General features: G+C 64.2%; 21 protein-coding genes. 10 read left to right on the top strand and 11 right to left on the bottom strand.

The genetic code is table 11. The features are described 5' to 3' along the window. The first annotated feature begins 62 nt into the window (after positions 1–62). Positions 63–1,574, top strand: a complete 1,512-nt coding sequence (locus H0241_RS06330; RefSeq protein ID WP_181056550.1) for a malonate--CoA ligase — start codon at positions 63–65, stop codon at positions 1,572–1,574. A gap of 49 nt (positions 1,575–1,623) precedes the next feature. On the opposite strand, the gene H0241_RS06325 is transcribed toward H0241_RS06330, so the two are convergent. The 6 genes from H0241_RS06325 to H0241_RS06300 are packed head-to-tail and all read right to left on the bottom strand — an operon-like array spanning position 1,624 to position 8,763. After that, positions 1,624–3,681, bottom strand: coding sequence for an ABC transporter ATP-binding protein/permease (locus H0241_RS06325; protein WP_181056549.1), 2,058 nt, complete (start codon positions 3,679–3,681; stop codon positions 1,624–1,626). Between the two features lie 60 nt (positions 3,682–3,741). Next, a complete protein-coding gene (locus H0241_RS06320; RefSeq protein ID WP_181056548.1) occupies positions 3,742–4,854 on the bottom strand; it encodes an NAD(P)/FAD-dependent oxidoreductase in 1,113 nt (370 codons plus the stop codon). A 51-nt stretch (positions 4,855–4,905) separates the two neighbouring features. Then, a complete protein-coding gene (nagA, locus tag H0241_RS06315; RefSeq protein WP_181056547.1) occupies positions 4,906–6,081 on the bottom strand; it encodes an N-acetylglucosamine-6-phosphate deacetylase in 1,176 nt (391 codons plus the stop codon). Continuing rightward, positions 6,078–7,109, bottom strand: a complete 1,032-nt coding sequence (locus H0241_RS06310) for an SIS domain-containing protein (protein ID WP_181056546.1) — start codon at positions 7,107–7,109, stop codon at positions 6,078–6,080. Before H0241_RS06310 ends, nagA begins: the two co-directional genes overlap by 4 nt. Then, positions 7,106–7,888 (bottom strand): GntR family transcriptional regulator, encoded by a 783-nt coding sequence (locus tag H0241_RS06305; RefSeq protein WP_181056545.1) that lies wholly within the window; start codon positions 7,886–7,888, stop codon positions 7,106–7,108. The genes H0241_RS06310 and H0241_RS06305 overlap by 4 nt, the downstream gene beginning before the upstream one ends. Further along, positions 7,885–8,763: a BadF/BadG/BcrA/BcrD ATPase family protein gene (locus tag H0241_RS06300; RefSeq protein WP_181056544.1), complete on the bottom strand. Its 879-nt coding sequence runs from the start codon at positions 8,761–8,763 to the stop codon at positions 7,885–7,887. The genes H0241_RS06305 and H0241_RS06300 overlap by 4 nt, the downstream gene beginning before the upstream one ends. 199 nt (positions 8,764–8,962) lie before the next feature. On the opposite strand from H0241_RS06300, the gene H0241_RS06295 reads away from it, so the two are divergent. From H0241_RS06295 to H0241_RS06265, 7 genes are all read left to right on the top strand, one after another. After that, positions 8,963–9,919 carry an N-acetylmuramic acid 6-phosphate etherase gene (locus tag H0241_RS06295; RefSeq protein WP_181056543.1) on the top strand — a complete coding sequence of 319 codons (957 nt, stop codon included), beginning with the start codon at positions 8,963–8,965 and terminating at the stop codon, positions 9,917–9,919. A gap of 1 nt (position 9,920) precedes the next feature. Continuing rightward, positions 9,921–11,180, top strand: coding sequence for an ABC transporter substrate-binding protein (locus H0241_RS06290; RefSeq protein WP_181056542.1), 1,260 nt, complete (start codon positions 9,921–9,923; stop codon positions 11,178–11,180). A 229-nt stretch (positions 11,181–11,409) separates the two neighbouring features. Next, entirely contained in the window at positions 11,410–12,339 is a 930-nt protein-coding gene (locus H0241_RS06285) for a carbohydrate ABC transporter permease (RefSeq protein ID WP_181056541.1), read from the top strand. Between the two features lie 227 nt (positions 12,340–12,566). Then, entirely contained in the window at positions 12,567–13,406 is an 840-nt protein-coding gene (locus tag H0241_RS06280; RefSeq protein WP_181056540.1) for a carbohydrate ABC transporter permease, read from the top strand. Further along, the gene (locus H0241_RS06275; protein WP_181056539.1) at positions 13,403–13,870 is read left to right on the top strand and encodes a DUF4304 domain-containing protein; all 468 of its coding nucleotides are present in this window, start codon (positions 13,403–13,405) and stop codon (positions 13,868–13,870) included. Before H0241_RS06280 ends, H0241_RS06275 begins: the two co-directional genes overlap by 4 nt. 1 nt (position 13,871) lies before the next feature. After that, positions 13,872–14,927, top strand: coding sequence for a Gfo/Idh/MocA family protein (locus H0241_RS06270; RefSeq protein ID WP_181056538.1), 1,056 nt, complete (start codon positions 13,872–13,874; stop codon positions 14,925–14,927). A 226-nt stretch (positions 14,928–15,153) separates the two neighbouring features. Continuing rightward, a complete protein-coding gene (locus H0241_RS06265) occupies positions 15,154–16,152 on the top strand; it encodes an ABC transporter ATP-binding protein (protein WP_181056537.1) in 999 nt (332 codons plus the stop codon). Between the two features lie 24 nt (positions 16,153–16,176). Here the strand turns inward: H0241_RS06265 and H0241_RS06260 are convergent, their stop codons facing one another. From H0241_RS06260 to H0241_RS06240, 5 genes are read right to left on the bottom strand one after another with little or no spacing between them, the layout of a single operon-like run. Continuing rightward, positions 16,177–17,070: an ROK family protein gene (locus H0241_RS06260; protein ID WP_181056536.1), complete on the bottom strand. Its 894-nt coding sequence runs from the start codon at positions 17,068–17,070 to the stop codon at positions 16,177–16,179. Continuing rightward, positions 17,067–17,870 carry an alpha/beta fold hydrolase gene (locus tag H0241_RS06255; protein ID WP_181056535.1) on the bottom strand — a complete coding sequence of 268 codons (804 nt, stop codon included), beginning with the start codon at positions 17,868–17,870 and terminating at the stop codon, positions 17,067–17,069. Before H0241_RS06255 ends, H0241_RS06260 begins: the two co-directional genes overlap by 4 nt. Next, positions 17,867–18,703 (bottom strand): sugar phosphate isomerase/epimerase family protein, encoded by an 837-nt coding sequence (locus H0241_RS06250; RefSeq protein ID WP_181056534.1) that lies wholly within the window; start codon positions 18,701–18,703, stop codon positions 17,867–17,869. The genes H0241_RS06255 and H0241_RS06250 overlap by 4 nt, the downstream gene beginning before the upstream one ends. Then, positions 18,703–19,782, bottom strand: a complete 1,080-nt coding sequence (locus H0241_RS06245; RefSeq protein WP_181056533.1) for a Gfo/Idh/MocA family protein — start codon at positions 19,780–19,782, stop codon at positions 18,703–18,705. The genes H0241_RS06250 and H0241_RS06245 overlap by 1 nt, the downstream gene beginning before the upstream one ends. Positions 19,783–19,796: 14 nt before the next feature. Further along, on the bottom strand, positions 19,797–21,032 hold the full coding sequence (locus H0241_RS06240; RefSeq protein WP_181056532.1) for an ROK family transcriptional regulator: 1,236 nt from the start codon (positions 21,030–21,032) through the stop codon (positions 19,797–19,799). Between the two features lie 140 nt (positions 21,033–21,172). Here H0241_RS06240 and H0241_RS06235 point away from each other — a divergent pair, with 140 nt between their 5' ends. Both H0241_RS06235 and H0241_RS06230 read left to right on the top strand, forming a co-directional pair. Further along, complete coding sequence (locus H0241_RS06235; RefSeq protein ID WP_181056531.1) at positions 21,173–21,916, top strand: ATP-binding cassette domain-containing protein; 744 nt, start codon at positions 21,173–21,175, stop codon at positions 21,914–21,916. A gap of 52 nt (positions 21,917–21,968) precedes the next feature. Continuing rightward, complete coding sequence (locus tag H0241_RS06230) at positions 21,969–22,949, top strand: ABC transporter permease (protein ID WP_181056852.1); 981 nt, start codon at positions 21,969–21,971, stop codon at positions 22,947–22,949. The last annotated feature ends 50 nt before the right edge of the window (positions 22,950–22,999 follow it).

The raw sequence follows: 22,999 nt of genomic DNA, 5'->3' as shown, positions 1-22,999 counted from the left end.
GCTTGCTGCGGTTTTCCCAAAAGCGGTTGTTTTTTTTCGAGGCCATGCGCTAGGGAAGACGCATGAGCAATCACCTGTTCGACGCCTTTCGCGACAGCATATCAGCGCCCGAGCGCACCCTGATGGAGACCGATGACGGACGCTCGATCCGCTATGGCGACATGCTGGCGCGGTCGGCGCAATTAGCACAGGCGCTGAAGCATTTCGGTGTCGAGCCGGGCGACCGCGTCGCGGTGCAGGTTGAAAAAAGCCCCGATTGCATTTTCCTTTACCTCGCCTGCCTTCGCGCCGGCGCGGTCTTCCTGCCGCTCAACACCGCCTACACGCTGACGGAGCTCGGCTATTTCTTCGGCGATGCCGAGCCGCGGCTGGTCGTCTGTGACCCGGCGCGGGCAGGCGACATCGCCCCGTTGGCGCAGGCGTCAGGCGCCGTCACCGCCACGCTTGGCCGCAATGGCGAAGGCTCGCTGACCGATTATGGCGCGCAGCAGCCGCCGAATTTCGACGATGTGGCGCGCGGGCCCGACGATCTGGCGGCGATCCTCTACACATCGGGCACCACCGGCCGCTCGAAGGGCGCCATGCTCAGCCACGAAAACCTGGCCTCCAATGCGCGCGTGCTGGTCGAGCAATGGCGCTTCACTGGGGAAGACGTGCTGATCCACGCGCTGCCGATCTTCCACACGCACGGCCTGTTCGTCGCCACCAACGTCACCCTGATGGCCGGCGCCTCAATGTTGTTCGAGCAGAAATTCGACGCGAGCCGTATCGTCTCGCTGTTGCCGCGCGCCACGGTGCTGATGGGCGTGCCGACCTTCTATACCAGGCTGTTGCAGCAGGAGGGACTGGACGCCCAGGCTGCGAAAAACATCCGCCTGTTCATTTCCGGCTCGGCGCCGCTGCTTGCCGAAACGCACAAGGCCTGGCGCGAACTGACCGGCCACGCGATCCTCGAGCGCTACGGCATGACCGAGACCAACATGAACACGTCGAACCCCTATGAGGGCGAGCGCCGGGCCGGCACGGTCGGTTTCCCGCTGCCCGGCGTTTCGCTGCGCGTCGCCGATCCGGACAGCGGTGCTGCCCTTGCCCGGGGCGAGGCCGGCATGATCGAGGTCAAGGGGCCGAATGTCTTTTGCGGCTATTGGCGCATGCCGGAGAAAACCAAAGCGGAATTCCGCAGCGACGGCTTCTTCATCACTGGCGATCTCGGCATCATCGACGCCGATGGCTATGTCCACATTGTCGGCCGCGGCAAGGACCTGATCATATCGGGCGGCTACAACATCTACCCGAAGGAGATCGAGAGCGAGATCGACGCGCTTGCCGGCGTCTCGGAAAGTGCGGTCATCGGCATTGCCCATCCCGATTTCGGCGAAGGCGTTACCGCTGTCGTGGTGCGGGCGTCGGCGTCGCAGATTACCGGCGCCGAGATTGTTGGCGCCATTGCCGGCCGGCTGGCGAAATACAAGCACCCGAAGCAGGTGATCTTCGTCGATGAATTGCCGCGCAACACGATGGGCAAGGTGCAGAAGAACCTGTTGCGCGACACCTACAAAGGCCTCTACGGCTGATCGGAAGCCGGCTAAATAGGTCATCTGTTCGCGGTTCGGCCGTGTCGCCTTACTTGCGAGGCCGCTCGATCCGCGTGCCGGAACCCCACAGAGCGCGATTAAGCAAGCTGCGTTTGCGCTTGCGCGGAATGAGGTCGACATCGCTGACGAGTTTGGCGCCGCCCTCACGCCGCTCCAGGGTGATCTTGCGGCTATGGAAGGCTTCCAGCTCCGCGCGGTGCGCCACGCTGATGATGGTGACATCAGGCAGTTCGCGGATCACCGTCACCATCATCGTGTCCTGGCTCTTCTCGTCGAGCGCCGAGGTCGCTTCATCCAGCACCACGATATCGGGGCGATGCAGCAGCAGGCGCGCGAAGGCGAGGCGTTGCTTCTCGCCACCCGACAGCGTCTGGTCCCATGGTGCGTCTTCCCTGATCCTGTCGGTGAGATAGCCGAGCCCCACCTTGTTGAGGGCAGCCTTGATCTGCTTGATCGTCCACTTGTCCGCCGCCGCGGGATAGGCGACCGCGCGGCGAAGCGTGCCGGTGGGGATGTAGGGGCGTTGCGGCAGCATGAACAGGCGCCTGTCGGCGTGGAAATTGACGTTGCCGCCGCCCCATGGCCATAGGCCCGCAACGGCCCGCACCAGCGTCGACTTGCCTGAACCAGATTCGCCGGCCACCAGCACCCGCTCGCCCGGCTCGATCTCAACCTTTGTTTCCTTGACCACGGAGGTGCCGTCGTCGAGTGTCACGGAAAGATTGTCGAGGCTGAGGATGGCGCCGTCTTCGGTTTCGCCCCGGTTGATGCGTCCGAGCGCATCGCTCTGCTCGGCGCGCTCGAGCCCGTCGAGCGACATCATCAGCGAGGCAATGCGCCGCGCGGAGGCGTTCCAGTCGGCGAGACGCGGATAGTTGTCGACCAGCCAGCCGAACGCGCCTTGCACGATGCCAAAGGCAGACGCCGCCTGCATCACCTCGCCAAGCGTCATCGAGCCTTCGAGGAATTTTGGCGAGCACAGCAGGATCGGCACGACCGGCGCAAACAGGCTCGATCCCTGCGACACCGCCGCCGTGCGCATGTGCTGTCCGGTTAGCAGCGCCCACTGCCTCAGAACATGGCCGAAATTCCTGTCGATGCCGCCGCGCTCCTCCTCCTCGCCGCCCAGCAAGGCGATGCTCTCGCCGTTTTCGCGCACGCGCGTCAGCGTGTAGCGCAGTTCGGCCTCCGCCTGGTTCTTCCGCTCGGAGAGTTGGACGAAATTGCGGCCGATGACCACCATCGAGGTCGAGGTGATGGCGGCATAGATGATCGCAGTGATGACCAGGAAGCCGGGAACGGTGATGCTCTCGCCGCCGATCGTCAGGGTGAGCGCGCCGCCGATGGTCCACAGCACGACAATGAAGGTCGAGGCCGACAGGAACGCGTTGAGGACGCCGGCGATGAAATCGACCGGCGACTCGGTGGCGATGCGCAGATCCTCGGTCATGCGGGCCTCGGGGTTCTGGTGGTCGCCGCCCACGAGGTTCAGCTGGTAGTAGCGGCCGTTTGCCAGCCAGCGCGCGACGACCCCGGTCGTCAGCCAGGAACGCCAGCGGCGCTGGATCGTCATGCGCAGGTAGACCTGCGCGACGACAAGGCTGCCGCTGCAGATCACCAGCGGCACGAATACGGCGCTGAGGAAATAGACTGTGCGGGCGTTGCGCTGCTCGAGGGCATCGAACATCGAGCGGTTCCAGACATTGATGCCATACTGGAAACCGATGTTGATGCAGATCAGCAGCAGCACTCCGATCGTGAATGGCCAGGCGAGCCGGTCGCCGCGCCGGCTCCAGTAGCCGCGCGCGCTGATCCAGAAACGCCGCAGCAGGTATTTCTTGCGTGCCTGCTCGGCCTCTTCGGGCGTCAGCTGCGGATCGGGTTCGATAGCTTCCGGCGGCGGCCCCGCCTGGCCGTCGACCTCCGGCGCCGCGTCGGCGCGCGTTGGCTTCTTTTCGCGCGGCTTCTCCTCGCCCGTTCGTCGGTCGCGCGGCTTTTGTCGTGACGGCTTTTCCCGGCGCGACTTCGGGGCATCGCTCGGTCTGATGCCGTCGGTCGGTTTCGATTTGGGTTTCGCCTCGGACATACGCCCCGACAACGGCCTCAAAATCAAAAGGTTTCATGGCTTGAGATGGCACCAGCCCCGTCATTCCAGGCTGAGCAGCTCCACGACATGGTCAGCGATCGCCAGGCTTGCCGTCAGGCCGGGGCTCTCGATGCCGAACAGATTGACGATCGGCCCAGCGCCATGGTCGGCCGGGCCCTGGATGATGAAATCGGCGACTGGTTGGCCCGGACCGGACAGTTTTGGCCTGACACCGGCATAGGCTGGTTGCAGGGCGCCGTCCGCTAGGCCGGGCCAGTAGCGCCGGATTTCGTCATAGAAGGCAACGCCTCGAGCCGGATCAACGGTATAGTCAATGTGGTCGATCCATTCGACGTCCGGGCCAAAGCGTGCGCTCCCAGACATGTCGAGGGTCAGGTGCACGCCGAGGCCGCCATGGACCGGCACCGGATAGATCAGCCGCGAAAAGGGCGAGCTGCCGGACAGCGCGAAATAGTTGCCCCGCGCCAGCCATCGGGGCGGAACAAGGTCTTGCGGAAAACCTTCGATGCGGCCGGTCAAGGCCTGGGCATCGAGGCCGGCGGCGTTGACGAAGGCGCCGGCTTTCAGCGCGAAACGCTCGCCATCGGCATCGCGCGTATCGATCCGGATTCCGTCGGCTTCGATGGTTGCGTCGGAGACCGTGGTGTGCATGGCGAAGGAGGCGCCGGCCCCTTCCGCGTCGCCGCGCAGCGACAGCATCAGCGCTTGGCTGTCGACGACGCCGGTCGACGGCGACAACAACGCGCCGGCGCAGGTCAGTGCGGGTTCCAGGCTTTCAACCTCTTCGCGTGTCAAAAGCACGAGATCGCCAACCCCGCAGATCCGCGCATTGGCCTGGATCGCCTGCAGCCTGTCCAACTGGTCGGGTTCGACGGCAACGATCAGCTTGCCGGTGCGGCGGTGGGCGACGCCGTGCTCGCGGCAATAGGCATAGAGCAACTCGCGTCCCTCGACGCACAGCCGGGCCTTCAGGCTGCCTGGCGCATAGTGGAGCCCGGCATGGATGACTTCCGAATTGCGCGAACTGGTGCCCGTGCCGATGGCATTGGCCTTCTCGACCACCAGCACCTCGCGGCCAGACAGCGCCAGCGCGCGAGCAATGGCGAGGCCGACCACACCCGCCCCGGCAACAACGCAATCGACATCATGCATGGGCGGGACTCAATCGCGGTTCACCGTTTCGGAGAAACGGCGAACCTGGAATTAGCGCGGACTTCCCCCGCGTGCAAAAACCCTGTCGCCGCCGATCCACACGCCGTTGACGTCGAGATCGTCCGACAGAGCGACGATATCGGCTGCGGTGCCGTTGGCGAAGCGGCCGAGCCGGTGCGCCTGGCCGACCGCTTGCGCCGGATAGAGCGAGGCCATGCGCAGCGCTTCCGACAGGTCCAGCCCGACGACCCGGTGCACATAGCGGACGGCCGAGATCATATCGAGATCGGCACCGGCCAGCGTGCCGTCGGCAAGCCGCAGGCTGCCGTCCTTGCGATAGATGATGCGGCCGTTGAGGGTGAACGAGGTCATGTCGGTACCGATCGTCGCCATGGCGTCGGTGACCAGCACGATCCTGCCCGGTCCCTGCTTGGCGCGCAGCGCGATTGCCATGGTGGCGGGATCGACATGGATGCCGTCGGCGATGATGCCGGCCGAGAGGCCGCCAATGTCGATGGCCGCACCGGCCAGTCCCGGCTCGCGGTTGCCGATCTGGCTCATGGCGTTGAACAGGTGCGTGACCACGCTGGCGCCGGCGTCGGCAAAGGCTCTGGCCGTGGCGTAACCGGAGTCGGAATGGCCGAGGCTGACAATCACGCCAGCCTTGGCCAAGGCCGCGACGCGGGCAGGCTCGACGGATTCAGGCGCAATCGTCGTCAGCAGCACCGGCAGGTTTTTCCGCGCCGCGATCAGGGCCGCCTCATCCGCATCCGTCATTGGCCGGATCAGCGCCGGATCATGCGCGCCCTTGCGGGCGATCGAGAGATGCGGCCCTTCGAGATGCAGGCCCAGAAATCCCGGCAGCTTCTGCCGTGCCGCCTCGGTGCCGGCGGTAATGGCCGCGGCGGTGATCTCAGGCGTGTCGGTGATCAGCGTCACCAGAAGCGCCGTGGTGCCGAATGGCGCATGCGCCCGGCAGATGGTTGCGAGCGAGGCGACATCGGGATGGTCGTTGAGCATGACGCCGCCGCCGCCATTGACCTGCAGGTCGACGAAGCCCGGCGCAAGCATGCCGCCGCCGGTGTCGATGCGGACAACCCCGGACGGAATGGCGCCGTCGGAGACAATGGCCTCGACCAAACCGCCATGCACAATAAGGGCGGCATTGTCGTGCCAGTCGTCGCCGTCGAAAATGCGGGCGCCAGTCAGGGCAAAACGGTCGCTCATACGGTTTCCGTCACCTTGCGCAGATTGCGCGGCACATCGGGATCGAGGCCGCGATGGCGGGCGAAGGCCTCGACGAAACCGTAGAAGGACACGATCAGCGTCAGCGGGTCGGTCAAGGGATGACCGGTGGCGACATGCGGCAGCCGTGCGGCGCTCTTGGCTTTGTCCGAGGTTACAAAAACGGTGGCGCCCTTGCCGGCAAGGTTGTCGGCGGCCTCGGCCACGGACGGCTCGGAGGCATCGCGGGCGGCCAGCGCCAGCACCGGGAAGCCCGGCCCGACCAGCGCCAGCGGGCCGTGCATGACTTCGGCGGCACTATAGGCCTCGGCATGCATGCCGCAGGTCTCCTTGAATTTCAGTGCTGCCTCGTTGGCCATCGCCGCGGACGGGCCGCGGCCAAGGATGAACAGCGACTGCGGCGTCTCCAATGCACCGGCCAATGCCATCCAGTCGCAGGCGATCGCCTTGCTGAAATGTTCGGGCAGGCGGGCAAGGGCGGCCAGCAGCTTGTCGTCGCCGGTGCAATGCGCCATCAGCGCGAGGCCGGCGACCGCCGAATTGACGAAGGTTTTCGTCGCCGCGACGCTGCGTTCAGGCCCGGCCAGGATGTCGATCGCAAAATCCGAGGCGCGCGCCAGCGGCGAATCGGCGGTGTTGGTGATCGCAACGGTGAGCGATCCGCCGGCCCGCGCCGTTTCGGCCATGGTAACGATGTCGGGGCTCTTGCCCGACTGCGAGATGGCGAGGCAAGCCGAACCGGCAAGCTTGAGCTTGGCGCCGTAGATCGAGGCGATGGACGGGCCGACCGACGCGACGGCGAGACCGGCGGTCAACTCGACGGCATATTTCATGAAGGTGGCCGCATGGTCGGACGAGCCGCGCGCGACGGTGACGATGAAGCTCGGATCGCGCTCGCGAATGCCGCGCCCGGCTTCGGTCAGCACCGCCGCCGAGCCGTCGAGCAGGCGCGCGACGGCTTCCGGAATCTCGTCGATCTCGCGCCGCATATGAGTGGTGTTGGGGATCATGGTCGGCCCTCTTCGCTCGGCCCTGTCAGCCGCAGTTCGGCGACGAAATCATAGGCGTCGCCCCGGTAGATGGAGCGGGTGAATTCGATCACCTTGCCGCTCGCCAGATAGGAAATGCGTTCGATGTGCAGGCCGGCAACACCCGGCGGCACTTCAAGCAGTCGCGCATCGGCATCGCCGAGATTGGCGGCGGAAATGCGTTGCACCGCCCGCACCGGCCGGTTGCCGGTCAATTCCAGCGCCGCGTAGAGAGAGGAGCCTATCCCCGCCGGATCGGGCAGCGCGCTGGCCGACAGCGAGGCGCGCTCGATCGCCAGCGGCGTGTCGTTAGCGATGCGCAGGCGCGACACGCGCGCCACCAATTCGCTGGAGGACAGGCCGAGCACCATCATCTCGTCGGGCGAGGGCGCGTAAAGGCCGCGGTCGAGCCAGGCCGAACGCACCGCCATGCCGCGCCGGGCCATGTCTTCGGTGAAAGAAGTGAGCCGCGACAGCGACTGCTCGACACGCTCCATGCGCGGCGCGACGAAAGTGCCGGAACCGTGGCGCTGCACAAGGATGCCGCCCTTGACCAGATCCTGCACCGCCTTGCGCACGGTGACGCGCGAGATATCCGCCTTGGTCGCGATGTCGCGTTCGGAGGGCAGGGCATCACCCGGCCCGATCAGGCCGCGATTGACGGCGTCCTCGATGCTTTTCCTGAGCTGCAGATAGAGCGGCGCACCGCTCTGCGACGATTGCTTCAGGGTGGCGAAGATCTGGTCGGCGGCGTCGCTCATCGCGCCGCCTCCGCTTTGGCGAAGATACGGGCCGCCATCTGCACGGCGCCGCCCAGCGCATCGTCGAGCGGTGCTTTCAGCAATGCCTGGTAGCGCGGGGAAAGGCGCGGCGCATAAAGCGGCGCCAGCCCGCCGAGCAGGCAGAGCGGGGCATCGTGCGAAAGGTCGAGCGCGCCAAGCGACGCCTCGACATCGACGACCGCCTTGTCGACGATCCAGTTGGCGACGCTGTCGCCCTTTTGGGCATGCTCGAACACTTTGGGCGCGAAGCCGCCGAAATCGCCGGGCTTGGCGTTGGTGGTGAATTCGACCACGTCTTCGGGATTGTTACGGAAGGTGGCCATCATGCTGTCGGTCAAGGGCGAGCCCGGTCGGACGCCGTCATGGGCAAGCAGCGTCTGTTCCAGGAGATCGCGGCCGATGCGGGCGCCGCTGCCCTGGTCGCCGACCTGGAAACCCCAGCCGCCAATGGCGCGCGATGTGCCGCCCTTGCGCGCCATATAGGCGGTGCCGGTGCCGAGGATGGCCATGGCGCCATCGCCCGAACCAACAGCGCCTTCGAGCGCGATCTCGGCGTCGGTCTCGACGCGGCTGATGCTGAACGGCAGGATTGCCTCGAGCTGCTGCCGGTAGGTGCCGACATTGGCGCCGGCCAGGCCGAGAATGGCGGGTGTCTGCGGGATCAGATCCGGGTCTTGCCCGGCGGCGATGAAGGCCTGCCTTGCCGCCTCGACGATATGTGTCCTGGCGCCGGTGAGATCGGTGCGGATGTTTGCAGCGCCACTTTTGGCAAGGCCAATGACAGCGCCATCGCCTGTCGCAAGGGCTGCCCTGCAGCTGGTGCCGCCGCCATCGATACCGAGCACGAAATTCACGCGATTTCTCCTCCGGACGGATAATACCAATAAAATACCAATAGCCAAGGATTAATTTCCGTTTCAAAAAGATTAAGGCGTATTTTATTGAAAAACCTAGGAGATTCGCCGGCTCAGCGATTTCCGCCGCTCAAATCCGTTAATGCGTGTGGACAAGTGGTATTTTTTTGGTATTGTTTCCCTCATCGGAGGGACAGGGATGGCCGAACCGCGCACCGAAGCGCTTCACAGGAATGCCGAGGGACTGGATATCCAGGCCCCGGACACCATCCTTTCTTCTTTGGTCAATGCACAGATCGAGGCCGCCAAGGCCGTCCGCGACGCCATTCCCGCCATCGCTGCCGCAGCCGAGATCATTGCCGGCCGGCTGAATGGCGGCGGCAAGCTTGCCTATGCGGCGGCCGGTAGCTCCGGCCTGATGGCGCTGGCCGACGCGCTGGAATTGCCCGGCACGTTCGGCATCAAGCGCGAGCGCATCGTCATCCTGATTGCCGGCGGCGACGAGGCCTTCAAGACGCTGGCCGGCGGGCCGGAAGACGACACCGACGAAGCCTCGGCGGCTGTTGCCGGCGCCGGCATCGGCAAGAGCGACTGCCTGATCGCGATTTCGGCCAGCGGCTCGACACCCTATGCGGTCCAGGCGCTGAAGGATGCGCGCGGCCGGGGTGCGGCGACCATCGCCATCGCCAACAACAGGGACACGCCGCTGCTCAATCTGGCCGATGTCGCCATCCTGCTGGAAACGCCGCCGGAGGTGATTGCCGGCTCGACGCGCATGGGCGCCGGCACTGCCCAGAAGATCGCGCTCAACATGCTGTCGACGCTGACCGCCATCCATCTCGGCCACGTCCATGACGGCTACATGGTCAATCTCACCGCCGACAACATCAAGCTGCGCGACCGCGCGGCACGCATCGTCGCCGCCATCAGCGGCCACGACAGGCAAGATGCCGCGCGCCTGCTCGAAGCGAGCGACGGCGTGGTCAAAACCGCCATTCTGCTCGCCGCCGGCGCCGCCAACGCCGATGTGGCCGAGAAGATACTGGAAGGGACCGGCCAGAAGCTCAGGCCAGCACTTTCCGCGATCGAGGGGAACAAGGGCGCGAAGGCCCCTGTTCTCAAAACCGAACCTGAAAAAGGTCAACAGGGAGACTAGCATGACAACGAAACTACTGACGGCACTGCTGCTCGGCACCAGCATTCTCGGCACCGCCGGGTTGGCTCACGCCGATGACGTAACGCTCAACATCGAAAGCTGGCGCGGCGACGACCTTGCCATCTGGAAGGACAAGCTGATCCCAGCCTTCGAAGCCAAGAACCCGGGCATCAAGGTGGTGTTCGCACCGTCGGCTCCGACCGAGTATGACGCGGCACTCGGCGCCAAGCTTGCCGCCGGCTCGGCTGGCGACCTGATCACCTGCCGCCCGTTCGACAAGTCGCTCGAACTGTTCAAGAAGGGCAACCTCGCCGATCTCGCGGCACTGCCCGGCATGGAGAACTTCTCGCCGGTCGCCAAGGCCGCCTGGCAGACCGACGACGGCAAGTCGAGCTTCTGCGTGCCGATGGCCTCGGTCATCCACGGCTTCATCTACAACAAGGACGCCTTCGACAAGCTCGGCATCAAGGTGCCGACGACGCGTGACGAGTTCTTCGCCGCGCTCGACAAGATCAAGGCCGACGGCACCTACATCCCGATGGCGATGGGCACCAAGGACCTCTGGGAAGCCGCGACCATGGGCTACCAGAACATCGGCCCCAACTACTGGAAAGGCGAAGACGGCCGCGCAGCCCTCATCAAGGGCGAGCAGAAGCTGACCGACGCCGACTGGGTCGCGCCCTATGCCGAACTGGCAAAATGGAAGCCCTATCTCGGCGACGGCTTCGAAGCCCAGACCTACCCGGACAGCCAGAACCTGTTCACCCTCGGCCGCGCCGCCATCTACCCGGCCGGCTCGTGGGAAATCGGCCTGTTCAACACCCAGGCGCAGTTCAAGATGGGCGCCTTCCCGCCGCCGGTCGAGAAGGCCGGCGACACCTGCTACATCTCCGACCATACCGATATCGGCATGGGCCTGAATGCGGCGTCGAAGAATGCCGATGCGGCCAAGACCTTCCTGTCCTGGGTCGCCTCGCCGGACTTCGCCACCATCTACGCCAACGCCCTGCCGGGCTTCTTCAGCCTGAACTCCAGCCCGGTGAAGATGGAAGACCCGCTGGCGCAGGAGTTCGTCTCCTGGCGCGACAAGTGCAAGTCGACGATCCGCTCGACCTACCAGATCTTGTCGCGCGGCACGCCGAACCTGGAAAACGAGACCTGGGTTGAATCGGCCAACGTCATCAACGGCACCGATACGCCGGAAGCTGCCGCCAAGAAGCTGCAGACCGGCCTCGACAGCTGGTACAAGCCGGGCAAGTAAGAGCTCAGAGACAGACCGGCCGGGCGCGTGCCCGGCCGGCCTTCAATCTACAGATTGCGATTGTCGGCACTGCCTCTCGGCCTTACCCTCTTGTCTGTGGGGAAAGGCTAGCTGACCAGTCGCAGGCCTTCGTCCTGCCCATGCCGGGCAAGGACATCGGGGCCGTGCATCGAGGCATCATCTGGCATCGACACCCTTTTGGAACCGAGAGACGGCGGGGACCGCACTCATGGCCGCAGAAACACGACCGAAACGACCGTTCCGCTGGCATATCGGCATCTTCCTGGCGCCGGCGCTGCTGGTCTATACGGCGATCATGATCCTGCCGCTGGCCGGCACGCTGCAGCTGTCGCTGTTTCGCAACATCGAGCAGCATCAGGTGTTCGTCGGCTTCGAAAATTTCCGCACCTTGTTCGGCGACCCCAACTGGTCGGTCAATTTCTGGAACGCGCTGAGGAACAATGTCTGGTTCTTCATCATCCATATGCTGGTGCAGAACCCGATCGGCGTCATGCTGGCGGCCTTGCTGTCCAGCCCGAGGCTGAGATTCGCCGCCTTCTACCGCACGGCGATCTTCGTGCCGACGATCCTGTCCTTCGTCATTGTCGGCTTCGCCTGGAAGTTGATCCTGTCGCCGCTGTGGGGCGTGGCGCCGCATCTGATGGACCTAGTCGGCCTGAAAAGCTTCTTCACGCCATGGCTCGGCAAGGAACAATACGCGCTGACCGCGCTCAGCCTGATCTCGGTGTGGCAGTTCATCGGCATCCCGATGATGCTGATCTATGCTGCCCTGCTGTCGATCCCCGAAGAGGTGATCGAAGCCGCCGAATGCGACGGCATCACCGGCATGTCGCAGTTCTGGAAGATCAAGCTGCCGCTGATCCTGCCGTCGATCGGCATCATCTCGATCCTGACCTTCGTCGGCAATTTCAACGCCTTCGACCTGATCTACACCGCGCAAGGCGCGCTCGCCGGGCCGAACTATTCGACCGATATTCTGGGCACCTTCCTCTACCGCGCCTTCTTCGGCTTCCAGCTGCAGGTCGGTGACCCAAATATGGGCGCGGCGATCGCCACGATGATGTTCCTGATCATCCTCGGCGGCGTCTGCGTCTACCTGTTCCTCGTCCAGACGCGCCTGCGTCGCTACCAGTTCTGAGGGGGCGAGATGTCGAGCTTGAACACCCCCCTCTGCCTTGCCAGGCATCTCCCCCTCAAGGGGGGAGGTCAGATGTCATCGCTGCTTTCGCCAATCACCAACGTTGCAAGGCGGACGGCAAGGGCAACGCTGCCAATCTCCCCCCTTGAGGGGGAGATGTCCGGCAGGACAGAGGGGGGTGCCTTGGCACCATTGCTTGGAAATACAGCTCGTCAGGAGACCATCCAATGAGCACCGCAACCCGTTCGCTGCCCCGCACCATCGGCGCCCACGCGATCCTGTTGACCTACACAGTGATCGCGCTGTTTCCGGTGATCCTGGTCATCATGAACTCGTTCAAATCGCGCGCCGGCATCTTCAGCGAGCCGCTGACGCCTCCGACGCCAAAGACCTTCGACCTGATCGGCTACACCACCGTGATCGGCCAGGGCGACTTCATCCACTATTTCCAGAACAGCCTCGTCGTTACCGTCGCCTCGCTGTTCTTCGTGCTTCTGTTTGGCGCCATGGCGGCGTTCGCGCTGTCGGAATACCGCTTCCGCGGCAACACGCTGATGGGGCTCTATCTGGCGCTGGGCATCATGATCCCGATCCGGCTCGGCACCGTCGCCATCCTGCAATTGATGGTGGCGAGCGGACTGGTCAACACGTTGACGGCGCTGATCCTGGTCTACACCGCGCAAGGCCTGCCGCTGGCCGTCTTCATCCTGTCGGAATTCATGAAGCAGGTGTCCGACGATTTGAAGAACGCCGGCCGCATCGACGGCCTGTCGGAATACACCATCTTCTTCCGGCTGGTGCTGCCGCTGGTGCGGCCCTCGATGGCGACAGTCGCCGTCTTCACCATGATCCCGATCTGGAACGATCTGTGGTTTCCGCTGATCCTGGCGCCGTCGGAGGAAACCAAGACGGTGACGCTCGGCGCGCAGCTGTTCCTCGGTCAGTTCGTCACCAACTGGAACGCCATCCTGGCGGCACTGTCGCTGGCGATCATGCCGGTGCTGATCCTCTACGTCATCTTCTCGCGGCAGCTGATCCGCGGCATTACCTCCGGAGCCGTGAAGTGAGCGGGGGGCAAGAGGCTATCGTACAGGCTCTCGTAGAGACCGCGAGCCGCTATGGATTCCGGGGCGTTCGTGCCAAAAACTTCTATCGCGAGCGGCCGGAAACGATCTGCGTGCTGAACCTTCAGAAGTCTTCCTGGGGGCCGCAGTTCTATCTGAACGCCGCAGTGTGGTTTACGCGGCTTGGACCGGAGCGCCGGCCGAAGGAATACAATTGCCACATCATCTGGCGAGTCAATTCTCTAATGACGAGCGAGCAATCCAAGGCATTCGAAGAGGCCCTCAATCTGGACCATTCGATCCCGGATGACCGGAGATCTTCTCTGATCAAAGAGGGTGTCGATACATATGGCTTCGGGCTTCTGGCCCGTTGCGAAAGCGAAGAGGCCGCCCTGCAGATCGCCAGTGAGAATGGGCCGAACGTCAGGGTGGCTCTCGCGGCCCGCAGTCAAGAAAAGGCGAATTGAAATGGCTCAACCTCTTCGCGTCGTCGTCGCCGGCCTCGGCAATATGGGCCGCAGCCATGCGCTGGCCTATCATAACAATCCGGGCTTCGAGATCGCGGCGCTGATCAACCGCTCCGACGTGCCGCTGCCCAATGGGCTGTCGGGCTATGGTATCCGCCGCTCCTTCGACGATGCATTGCGCGACGAAAAGCCGGACGTTGCCTGCATCGCCACTTATTCCGACAGCCACGCTGACTATGCGGTGAAGGCGTTCGAGGCCGGCTGCCATGTCTTCGTCGAAAAGCCGCTGGCAACGACGGTCGCCGACGCCAAGCGCGTTGTTGCTGCAGCCAAAGCCAACGGCAGGAAATTGGTGATCGGCTACATCCTGCGCCATCACCCCTCCTGGGTCCGGTTGATCGCCGAGGCGCGCAAGCTCGGCGGCCCTTACGTGTTCCGCATGAACCTCAACCAGCAATCGTCAGGCCCTACCTGGCAGACGCACAAGCAGCTGATGCAGACGACCTCGCCGATCGTCGATTGCGGCGTGCACTATCTCGACGTGATGCTGCAGATCACCGACGCCAAGCCGGTCGAGGTGCGTGGCATGGGGCTGCGGCTGACCGAAGAGGTCGCGCCGACCATGTACAATTACGGCCATCTGCAGGTGCTGTTCGATGACGGTTCGGTCGGCTGGTACGAGGCTGCCTGGGGACCGATGATTTCCGAAACCGCCTTCTTCGTGAAGGACGTGATCTCGCCCAATGGCTGCGTGTCGATCGTGATGAAGGAAGGTGTGAAGTCCGACGACATCGACACCCACACCAAGACCTCGACCATCCGCCTGCACAGCGCGGCAACCGGGGCGGACGGCAAGTTCGCCAGGCCGGACGAGATGCTGTCGATGGAAGGCGAACCCGGCCATCAGGACCTCTGCGACCTCGAACAGGCCTTTGTGCTGAAGGCGATCCGGGAAGACATCGACCTGACCCGCCACATGGACGACGCAGTGAAGTCGCTCGCCGTCTGCCTTGCCGCCGATGAGAGCGTGCGCAGCGGAAAGGCGGTGCGTCTGTGACATATGGATTATTTTCGAGGGTCGCGGCCGGCACTGCCCCCCTCTGGCCTGCCGGCCATCTCCCCCTCAAGGGGGGAGATCAGCTGTCGCGTCTGCTTTCGCCAATCACCGACTTTGCAGGAAGAATGCCTTGGTCGAAGCCGCTAATCTCCCCCCTTGAGGGGGAGATGGCCGGCAGGCCAGAGGGGGGTGCCTTGGCGCCTACTCATCAATTTGGAGGACTGCCGTGGGCTCGCTGGTAATCGAGAATGTGAAGAAGGCCTTCGGGCCGGTCGAGGTGCTGAAGGGCATCAACCTCGAAGTGACCGACGGCGAATTCGTCGTCTTCGTCGGCCCGTCGGGCTGCGGCAAGTCGACCTTGCTCAGGGTCATTGCCGGGCTGGAGGATTCGACCTCGGGCCGGGTGGTGATCGACGGCGCCGATGTGTCCGCCACGCCACCGGCAAAACGCGGCATCGCCATGGTGTTCCAGACCTACGCGCTCTATCCGCATTTGACGGTGAAGAACAATATGGGTCTTGGCCTGAAGCAGGCCGGCACGCCCGCCCCGGAGATCGAGCGCCGCATCGGCATCGCCTCGTCGATGCTGTCGTTGGAGCCTTATCTCGAGCGGCGGCCGGCCGAACTGTCGGGCGGCCAGCGCCAGCGCGTCGCCATCGGCCGCGCCGTTGTGCGCGAGCCAAAGCTGTTTCTGTTCGACGAGCCGCTGTCGAACCTCGATGCCGCCCTGCGCGTCAACACGCGACTGGAGATCGCGCAGCTGCACCGCCGGCTGAAGGCGACGATGATCTACGTCACCCACGACCAGGTCGAGGCGATGACGTTGGCCGACAAGATCGTTGTGCTTAATGCCGGCAAGATCGAGCAGATCGGCGGACCGATGGAGCTCTACAATTCGCCGGCAAATGAATTTGTCGCCGGCTTCATCGGCTCGCCGAAGATGAACTTCATCGATGGCGCACGGCTGGGCGAGACGGCCAAGACCATCGGCGTGCGGCCGGAGCATCTGACCGTGGATCCAAAGTCCGGCGCCTGGAAGGGAACGGTGGTGCACGCCGAACATCTCGGCGCCGACACCAACCTCTATCTCGACTGCGAGAAGGCCGGACTGATCACCGTGCGTATTTTCGGCGTCTACGACGCGGAGCCGGGCGCGACGCTTTATGCGACGCCGGAGCCGGGGAAGACATACCGATTTGGGGCGGACGGCAAGACGATCAAGTAGTCCTCCGCCGACAGACCAGAGCGATCATACCGCGCCGAGCAGTACCGCGCCGTGAATGGCCGCCTGCCAGCCCAGGGCCGCCCAGCGTATGTCCAGAGGCTGGACAAGAAGCGAATGCGGCAGGCTCTCCGCGATGCGCTGTTTGAGCGTCTGGCGGGGATAGGACTTCATGTCGACGATCCCGCCGCCGATCAGGATCGTCTGCGGGGAAAACAAAGCGGCTGCCGTTGCGATGGTCACCGCCTGCTGCCAGACGATCTCATCGAGCCATTCGCGCAGCGACGGCGGCTGCCCGGTCGCCGAAAACAACTCGGCCACCGGGATATCGTAATCCGTCGCCAGTTCGACGAGCGTTGCCCCCGAGGCATAGGTCTCGACCCGGTTTGGTGGTCCGCTTTCGTCGGGCCGATAGATCGGCATATGGCCGATTTCGAGCGCCCAGCCGCCACCCCTGAAAATGCCGTCCTTGCCGAGATAGGCCGCACCGATGCCCGTGCCGAGATAGACCGCCAGCACTTCCTTTTGCCGCTTTACCGCGCCGGCAACGCTTTCGCCCAGCAATTGCAGCACGACGTCGCGCTCCAGTCGGACAGGGATGCCAAGTCTTGATGCCAGTTCTGTACCCAGTCGGATGCCGTTCAGTTCGGGAATGTTGGCGGTGTGCAGCACCGTGTCGAAATCGCGGTCTATGAAACCCGGCACGGTTGCAACGACGCGCGCAGGTTGGAGGCCAGCATCGCGGCAGGCCGCGGTGACGGCGTCGGCCAACCCCGCCACCGGTGCTCCCTGGCGCAGCTGCGCGGTCGGGTAGGTGCGGGCGAAATCCACCGGGATGCCGTGGTCGGCAAAGCCAACCTTGACCGACGTGCCGCCGATCTCGACCACGGCGATTGTGTCATCCGTCGTTTTGTCGGTCATGCGAGCGATTCCAGAAATTCCGAAAGACAGGCGCGAAATTCCCGCCGGTAGGCGGCGCGATCCTGCGATTTGGCGGTGATGGTGCAAAGCCGGGCCGACGGGATGAGCCCGGCCAGCGCCTGCGCGTCGCCCAGTCGATGGACGAGGTCATGGTCATGGCCGATGACCAGGGTCGGCACGGCAATGGCGCGGATGTCGCTCTCGCTGACGCCGGGGCCATCGCCGGCGATTGCCACCAGCAGCTTGCCGAATAGAACCGGGTCCGGGCGATTGAAGAAGCCTTGCAGGCTGCTGAGATTGTCCGGCGCCAGCCTGGCCAGTTCGGCGGCAACAGGGCTTTCATCGAACAGACGCCTGGCATGCTCGGGCGAATGGCGCATCAAGAGATCGCCGACCACGGCATAGGGCCTCATATTGGCCGGCGCCGCCTTGGACACCCAGGCAGGACGGGCGAGCACCAGCGCGCGCACACGAGCCGGCTTATGCACCGACAGGCGCAGTGCCAGCGCCGCGCCCATCGAGATGCCACCGACGACGGCCGGGCCGATGGCGAGATCGTCGGCCAGTGCTTCGATGTCTTCAGCAAACGTCGCGATCGAAAGCCGATCGACAGGCCCGTAGCCGGATCCGCCCTGCCCACGGCATTCGAGCGTCACGCGCCGCGTCACCGGCAGGTCCGGAAACACATCGGCGACTTGTGCCTCATCGCCGCCCAGCCCATGCTGGAAGATGACGGGAAGGCCGGCGCCGACGTCCCGATAGGCAAGGTCGACGCCGTCGCGGCGAAAAGTCTTTTTCACGTGTCGTCGCTCGCTTCCAGCACGCTGCGCAGAAAGGCGCCGACGCCGGGCGCCTCGACCTCCGTCAGGCCATGGGTGATCAAGGGGCCGTCGAAGCCAGCGGCTTTCAGGCGGCCGATGAAATGCGGGAAGTCGACAACGCCCTGTCCGGCGGCGGCAAAACTGCCGTCGGCATTGCGGTCCTTGGCATGGGCCATGCCGATCTCGGCGGCCAGCAAGCCGACGGCCTCGTCGATCAGGCGATGGCGCTCTGCACTGTCAGTCACTTCGAACAAATTGGCCGGGTCGAGCACGATGCGCAGGCGCTTGCTGTTCATCTCGTCGAGTAGGCGTCGTGCAGCCCGTGCGCTGGAGACGACATTGGCCAGTTCCGGCTCGATACCAAGCTCGATGTCGAAGCGCTCGGCAATCGCGATCGCCGCTTCCATCTCTATGCGGAGATCGGTCCAGGCCGCCTCGCCGGCATTGTCGGGATGCCAGCGCCACTGATCCTGCGCATCCCGGGTGCCCGTGCACAACGTGATCAGCCGCGTGCCCATGCCAGCGCATGACGCAGCCAGCACTTCGAGCCGGGCGAGCCCCTGATCGCGAACCGTGCGATCGGGGTGGATCATGTTGTAGGTCCCAGACACGGCCGCGATCGAAACGCCGGTCTTGCCGCTCGCCACGGCGACCGATCGGGCCGTGCCGGGCTCGATACTGTCCGGCATGGACGGCAGGCCGAGGCACGCCATGTTGAACTGCGCCGCCGCGTAGCCGGCATCCGCCACCGCGCGCAGCACCGGCAAGGCCTCGGTGGCGGCGAAGGTCTTGGCGAAGATACCAAGCTGCATCACACCACCCCATCGACGTCGGCGAGGCGGACGGCACAGCCGCCGGCAGCCGCGGAGCGCGCTATGGCCGCCATTCCCCTGACCGATGCGATGCCGTCGTCGATGCCGGCGCCGACCATGGGCACGCCATTCAGCACGACATCGGCAAAGCCTTCGAGCTGGCGGCGATAGAAGTGGCCGTCCGCGCCAAGCGTGCGATGCCAGCTGCCATCGGCCTCGCGGAAAATGTCGACCTCACTGCTCTTGTAGTACCAGGGGTTATAGGTCTTCGCGAGAACGCTGCCGTTCTGGCCGTAGATCTGGAACCCTTCGTGCCAGTCCATGCGCACGGCGACCGTCAGGTCGAGATGGCCGACCGAACCGTCGGCGAAGATGGTGGTGACGAACCAGCAATAGGCGCCGTAGCGCTCGGTAAGCCGGGCCTCGACGGCCTCGATCGGCCCGTGCAGATGGCGCGCCGTGTCGATGAGATGGCTGCCGTGGGCCAGCATGTAGTACTGGCGCAGGTTTGCCTTGGGATTGACCGAAGGCTTGCGCGCCTTGGCGCTGGTGATGATGAGCGGCTGCACCGCGTCGGTCATCGGGTAGCGATGGGTGCTGTCGCAATACCAGCCCTTGAACGCCAGCCGCTCGCCCATCTCGTCATCGACGAAGGCCTTTGCCGCCTGGATGCCGGGATCGAAGCGCTTCATATGGCCGACCTGAAGCACCTTGCCGCTCTTGTCGAGCGCGGCTCGCAAGCCTTCGACCTCCTCGACCGAAACACCCAGCGGCTTTTCGCAAAGCACGTGCTTGCCGGCATCGAGCGCCAGTTCCGCGGCCTTGACGTGAAACGTGTCCGACGTCGCGATGATGACGGCGTCGAGATCGGGATCGGCCAGCATCTGGCCATAGTCGGCATAGGATTTTTCGGGCGCGAAAGTGGCGGCCATCCTGTCGCGCAGATCGTCGGCGACATCGCAGATCGCATAGAGATCGGCATTGCGCGCCTTGGTGCAGGATTCGAAATGTGCCGCCTGCGCAATCGGGCCGCAGCCGAGCACGCCGACACGCAGCCGCTTTTCGTCTTTGCGAGGCATGAATTCTCTCCTGATTAGCGCGCGGCGAGGCCGCGAAGTTGAAATTTCGGATCGCCCGACAAGGACGCCTGATGCAGCAGGCAGGCAGCGCCCAGTGCGGGACCGTCGGCGCCGACGCGCGACAGTTCGACCGTGGGAACGGGATAACCTTCAGCCAGGAAGTCCGACAGGAAAGCTTCCACCTGTTCGGCGACAAAAGGATAGACGGCATTGACCGAGCCGGAGAGAATGATGCGTTCCGGCTGTAAGGTGCAAGCGAGCGTCGCCAGGCCGCGGCCGAACCACAGCGCCCAGTCGCGCGCGGTGGCGACGGCTGTCGGATCGCCGGCGGCCAGCGCTGCGACAAACTCATCCACGCCGGCGCGCCGTCCGCTTATGTGCAAATAGCGAGCCAGCAAAGCATCCTTGCCGACATAGGATTCCAGCCGGCCCGGGCGTTTCGCGTCGAAGACGAAACCTTCGTCGCCGATGCGCAGATGCCCGATCTCGCCGGCGCCGCCGAGCCGGCCGCGATGCAGCCTGCCGGCATTGATGATGCCGCCGCCAACGCCGTTTTCGATCAGGATGACCAGAGCATCCTCATCGTCCTTTCCCGGCTGCGCCCTATATGTCTCGGCCACCGCGACGGCATTGGCATCGTTCTCCAGCAGGATCGGAAAATCGTCGCCAAAGGCGTTGCCCAGAAGCTCGGCGAGATTGACCCCGTGCCAGCCAAGGATGGTGGCATGGTATGAAACGCCGTCGGCGGCGGGGAAGCCGGGCACCGCGACATTGAGCCCGTAGGGGCGCGTGCCCTCAGGCAATTGCGAGCGGATCTCGGCGACGAGCTCCTCGATGATGGCGACCGCGGCTTCGGGCGTGCTGCCGGGGCCGGCAAACGCTCTCGAGGCGCTGGCACGCTGCGCGCCGGCAAGGTCGACGGCGACAGTCGCGATCCAGTTGACGCCGATATAGGCGCCAAGGAAGAAGCCGCCATTGCCTTCGATCTCGACCAGGATTCCGGGGCGGCCGACCCGGCCCTCGCCGTCTTGCTCATCATCCGCTCCATCCGACCGCTCGCGCGCCAGACCGGCTTCCGTCAGCCCCAGCACGAGGGCGCCGGTGGTCGACCGGGTCAGACCGAGATCACGCGCCAGCGCTGCCCGGCTCAACGCGCCGGCACGAAACAGCGCCGCAAGGGCCCGCGTTTCATTCGGCCGAAGATCGGTCGATACCAGCACGTCTTCCTCCGTGATTTGTTTGATTGGCATACTAATTTACTTTCTATGCGGTTTGAAAGAGCCAAAAATAAGGTGCGCTGCAACAAAATATTTGGCATTCCGAGCCTATTGACCCAAGTTTCAAACGATGATTTGTATCGAAAACTTACAAATTGGCATGGGAGGATGCGATGCCGGTTCTAGCGCGTCTCGAACATATCGTGAAGGATTTCGGTGCTGTTCGCGCGCTGGACAATGTCTCGCTCGACATAAATGAGGGCGAGGTTCTGGGCCTGATGGGCGACAATGGCGCCGGCAAATCGACGCTGGTCAAAACCATCGCAGGCAATTTCCAGCCGACGTCCGGCACCTATGTCCTGGAAGGCAAGCCGGTGCAGTTGTCGGGGCCCGCTGATGCACGCAGGCACGGCATCGAGGTCGTCTACCAGGACCTGGCGATTTGCGACAATCTGACCGCGTCGGCCAATGTCTTCCTCGGCCGCGAAATCATGAAGAGCCTTGGGCCGCTAAAGGTGCTCGACCACAAGAGCATGAACCAGCGCTCGGCCGAGATCTTTCGCGAGCTGAAGTCGGAGACGCGGCCCGCCGATCTGGTCGTGCGCATGTCGGGCGGCCAGCGGCAGGCGGTGGCCATCGCCAGGACCCGGCTGGCCAAATCCAAGATCGTGCTGATGGACGAGCCGACCGCGGCGATCAGCGTCAGGCAGGTCGCCGAGGTGCTGGCCCTGATCCGCCGCATGAAGGACCAGGGGCTTTCGGTCATCCTGATCAGCCACCGCATGCCCGACGTGTTCGAGGTCTGCGACCGTGTGGTGGTGATGCGCCGCGGCCGCAAGGTCGCCGACAAGCGGATCGCGCAATCCAGCCCCGAGGAAGTGACCGGCCTGATCACCGGCGCCATCCAGACCGCCTGAAACAGCCTCGCCACGGAGCCATGCCATGAGCGCCCCCGACGACCATCCCGGAATGGAGATCGACCTTCTGAAAGGGTCGAGCCGTACGCTGTTGAACCGCGTGCTTCTGGCGCAGGAAACCTGGATCGCGCTCGCCATCCTGGTGCTCGGTCTCGTCGTGTCGATGATCGCACCGAAATTCGCGACTTCAGGCAACCTGCTCAACATTTTCCAGAACGCCTGCTTCATCGGCATCATGGCCATCGGCATGACGCCGGTGATCATCAGCGGCGGCATCGACATTTCGGTCGGTTCGATCCTGGGCATGTGCGGTGTCACCCTGGGCATCGTGCTCAACGCCGACATGCCGCTGGTGGTCGGCATCGCGGCGACGCTGGCAATGGGTGTGCTGTGCGGCACCGTCAACGGCGCGATCATCGCCTACGTCAAGCTGCCGCCCTTCATCGTCACCCTGGCGACGCTTTCGATCGGCCGCAGCCTGGCGCTGGTGCTGACCAACAACCAGGTATTCTACGAATTCGGCCGCGCAAGCGAGTCAATCGTTGCGCTCGGTGGCGGCTATACATTCGGCCTGCCCAATGTGGTCTACGCCCTGGTCGTCGGCGTCATCGTCCTGCATTTCCTGCTGACAATGTCGCGTTGGGGCCGCTATCTCTTCGCCATTGGCGGCAACGAACCGGCGGCGCGGCTGTCGGGCATCCCGGTCGATCTGATCAAGATCTCGGCCTATGCGTTCAGCGGCTTCATGGTTGCTGTGACTGCCATTTTCCTCGTCGGCTGGCTGGGCGCGGTGACCAACTCCATCGGCACCGGCTACGAGCTGCAGGTCATCGCGTCGACCGTCATCGGCGGCGCGTCGCTAACCGGCGGCTTCGGCTCGGCGCTTGGCGCTGGCATCGGCGCCATCCTCGTCGAAACCATTCGCAACGCGCTGCTTCTGGCAGGCGTCAATCCGTTCTGGCAGGGCACGTTTGTCGGGTGCTTCATCCTTGCAGCCGTCCTCCTGGAAAGAATCCGCTCTGTGCGACGCTAAGAGCATGATCCCGAAAAGTGGAAACCGGTTTTCGGAAAAGATCATGCTCC

This window comes from Mesorhizobium neociceri, assembly GCF_013520985.1.
Taxonomy (GTDB): Bacteria; Pseudomonadota; Alphaproteobacteria; order Rhizobiales; family Rhizobiaceae; genus Mesorhizobium; species Mesorhizobium neociceri.
Note: the sequence above shows the minus strand (reverse complement) of the source record. Positions and strands in the feature narration are given on the sequence as shown.

Coding starts and splice junctions, on each gene's coding strand:
- H0241_RS06330 (WP_181056550.1), top strand. CDS start 63: ATGAGCAATCACCTGTTCGACGCCTTTCGCGACAGCATATCAGCGCCC.
- H0241_RS06325 (WP_181056549.1), bottom strand. CDS start 3,681: ATGTCCGAGGCGAAACCCAAATCGAAACCGACCGACGGCATCAGACCG.
- H0241_RS06320 (WP_181056548.1), bottom strand. CDS start 4,854: ATGCATGATGTCGATTGCGTTGTTGCCGGGGCGGGTGTGGTCGGCCTC.
- nagA (WP_181056547.1), bottom strand. CDS start 6,081: ATGAGCGACCGTTTTGCCCTGACTGGCGCCCGCATTTTCGACGGCGAC.
- H0241_RS06310 (WP_181056546.1), bottom strand. CDS start 7,109: ATGATCCCCAACACCACTCATATGCGGCGCGAGATCGACGAGATTCCG.
- H0241_RS06305 (WP_181056545.1), bottom strand. CDS start 7,888: ATGAGCGACGCCGCCGACCAGATCTTCGCCACCCTGAAGCAATCGTCG.
- H0241_RS06295 (WP_181056543.1), top strand. CDS start 8,963: ATGGCCGAACCGCGCACCGAAGCGCTTCACAGGAATGCCGAGGGACTG.
- H0241_RS06290 (WP_181056542.1), top strand. CDS start 9,921: ATGACAACGAAACTACTGACGGCACTGCTGCTCGGCACCAGCATTCTC.
- H0241_RS06285 (WP_181056541.1), top strand. CDS start 11,410: ATGGCCGCAGAAACACGACCGAAACGACCGTTCCGCTGGCATATCGGC.
- H0241_RS06280 (WP_181056540.1), top strand. CDS start 12,567: ATGAGCACCGCAACCCGTTCGCTGCCCCGCACCATCGGCGCCCACGCG.
- H0241_RS06270 (WP_181056538.1), top strand. CDS start 13,872: ATGGCTCAACCTCTTCGCGTCGTCGTCGCCGGCCTCGGCAATATGGGC.
- H0241_RS06260 (WP_181056536.1), bottom strand. CDS start 17,070: ATGACCGACAAAACGACGGATGACACAATCGCCGTGGTCGAGATCGGC.
- H0241_RS06250 (WP_181056534.1), bottom strand. CDS start 18,703: ATGCAGCTTGGTATCTTCGCCAAGACCTTCGCCGCCACCGAGGCCTTG.
- H0241_RS06245 (WP_181056533.1), bottom strand. CDS start 19,782: ATGCCTCGCAAAGACGAAAAGCGGCTGCGTGTCGGCGTGCTCGGCTGC.
- H0241_RS06240 (WP_181056532.1), bottom strand. CDS start 21,032: ATGCCAATCAAACAAATCACGGAGGAAGACGTGCTGGTATCGACCGAT.
- H0241_RS06235 (WP_181056531.1), top strand. CDS start 21,173: ATGCCGGTTCTAGCGCGTCTCGAACATATCGTGAAGGATTTCGGTGCT.
- H0241_RS06230 (WP_181056852.1), top strand. CDS start 21,969: ATGGAGATCGACCTTCTGAAAGGGTCGAGCCGTACGCTGTTGAACCGC.